1 protein-coding gene is annotated in these 1,358 nt (G+C 70.6%); it reads left to right on the top strand.

Annotated features, from left to right (window positions below):
• Nucleotides 1-470: 470 nt before the first annotated feature.
• The gene (locus ABZS54_RS42965) at nt 471-1,265 is read left to right on the top strand and encodes a sigma-70 family RNA polymerase sigma factor (RefSeq protein ID WP_355548916.1); all 795 of its coding nucleotides are present in this window, start codon (nt 471-473) and stop codon (nt 1,263-1,265) included.
• The last annotated feature ends 93 nt before the right edge of the window (nt 1,266-1,358 follow it).

The following is a 1,358-nucleotide window of genomic DNA, read 5'->3' as shown; positions in this document are numbered from 1 at the left end:
TGCAGCGCATCGATGGTGTCGACCAGGAACGAGCCCGCGCTGTCCACGACGTCGAGCGGGGGACTGGGCAGGGCTGGACAGGACGACGAACCGTGGGAGGCTGCTCGCCGGGTCGCGGTACCCGTACCGGCCCGGGTCGCCCCAACGGCCGTACCCGCACCCGGGCCTCGCCCGCGCGGTGCCGTGTCGCCGAGAAGTACCGGTTCGACTGTGTTTCCCTGAGACCGTCCCTGTTGTCACAGGGTCGGCGGGAGTGTGACACGACAACGTGCCTCGACGGGTGGTGTGGTGCATGTGGGACACGTTTCCGTCGGCCGCGTGTGCGTTCGAATGCGTCCGCCCGAAACAGGTGTGGACGGGCCGCGAGGTGGAAGGCATCGACGAACGGCCCCGCCCCGGGCCATCCCGTGCCCGCCCGTCCCGGCGGCCCCCGGCATCCGACGCACACCCGTTCGGAGGCCCATCCCGCAATGACCCCTCCCCACCGCAGCCTCGACACCCTCGATCGCCTGCGTTCCGCCACCGACCGCAATCTCGTCCGCCTCGTTACCCTGGAACCGGGCACCCATGCGCACGCCGCGCTGCGCAATGAGATCGTCGAGGACAACCTCAACCTGGTCACCCGCGCCTGCCACCGCTACACCCAACGCGTCGACCTGCGCGAGGATTTGCGACAAGTCGCCGCCATCGGCCTGATCAAGGCCGTCGACGGCTACCGTCCCGGCCACGGCGCCGGCTTCCTCGCCTACGCCATCCCCACCATCTCCGGCGAACTCAAACGCTACTTCCGCGACCACACCTGGGCCGTGCACGCCCGCCGCGGCGAACAGGAGCTCTACCTGCGCCTGGTCCGCACCCGTGACGACGTCTCCACCCGACTGGGCCGCGAACCCACGGTGGCCGAACTCGCCACCGAACTGGGCGAGGACGAGGACCGGGTCCGCGTAGGTCTGGAACTGGGCACCGCCCTGCGTACGGACTCCCTGGACGCGCCCACCGGTACGGACGGCGGGGACTCCGGCACCGGACACGATCGGCGCGGGGCACCGGATCCGGCCCTGGAACTCGTCGTCAACCGCGAGGCCCTGCGTCCGCTGATCGCCGCACTGGGCGAGCGGGACCGGCGCATCCTCAAGCTCCGCTTCTGGGACGACCTCACCCAGGCCGAGATCGGCCAACACCTCGGCCTGTCCCAGATGCACGTCTCCCGACTCCTCACCCACGCCTTCACCACCCTGCGCGAAGGAATGCTCGTCACGACCTGAACCCGGGGCTTGGACCGACACGACCGGCAGGCCCACTTCGCCAGGGCGCCGTTTCCGTCCCGCTTGCCGGGCCGAGGGCCGGACTTCGCCGCG

This window comes from Embleya sp. NPDC005575 (assembly GCF_040605455.1).
Classification (GTDB): domain Bacteria; phylum Actinomycetota; class Actinomycetes; order Streptomycetales; family Streptomycetaceae; genus Embleya.
The sequence above is the reverse complement of the archived record's forward strand: the minus strand, read 5'-3'. Positions and strand labels throughout refer to the sequence as shown.

Bases quoted from the DNA above. Each gene is read 5' to 3' on its own strand.
- ABZS54_RS42965 (WP_355548916.1), top strand. From the start codon at position 471: ATGACCCCTCCCCACCGCAGCCTCGACACCCTCGATCGCCTGCGTTCC.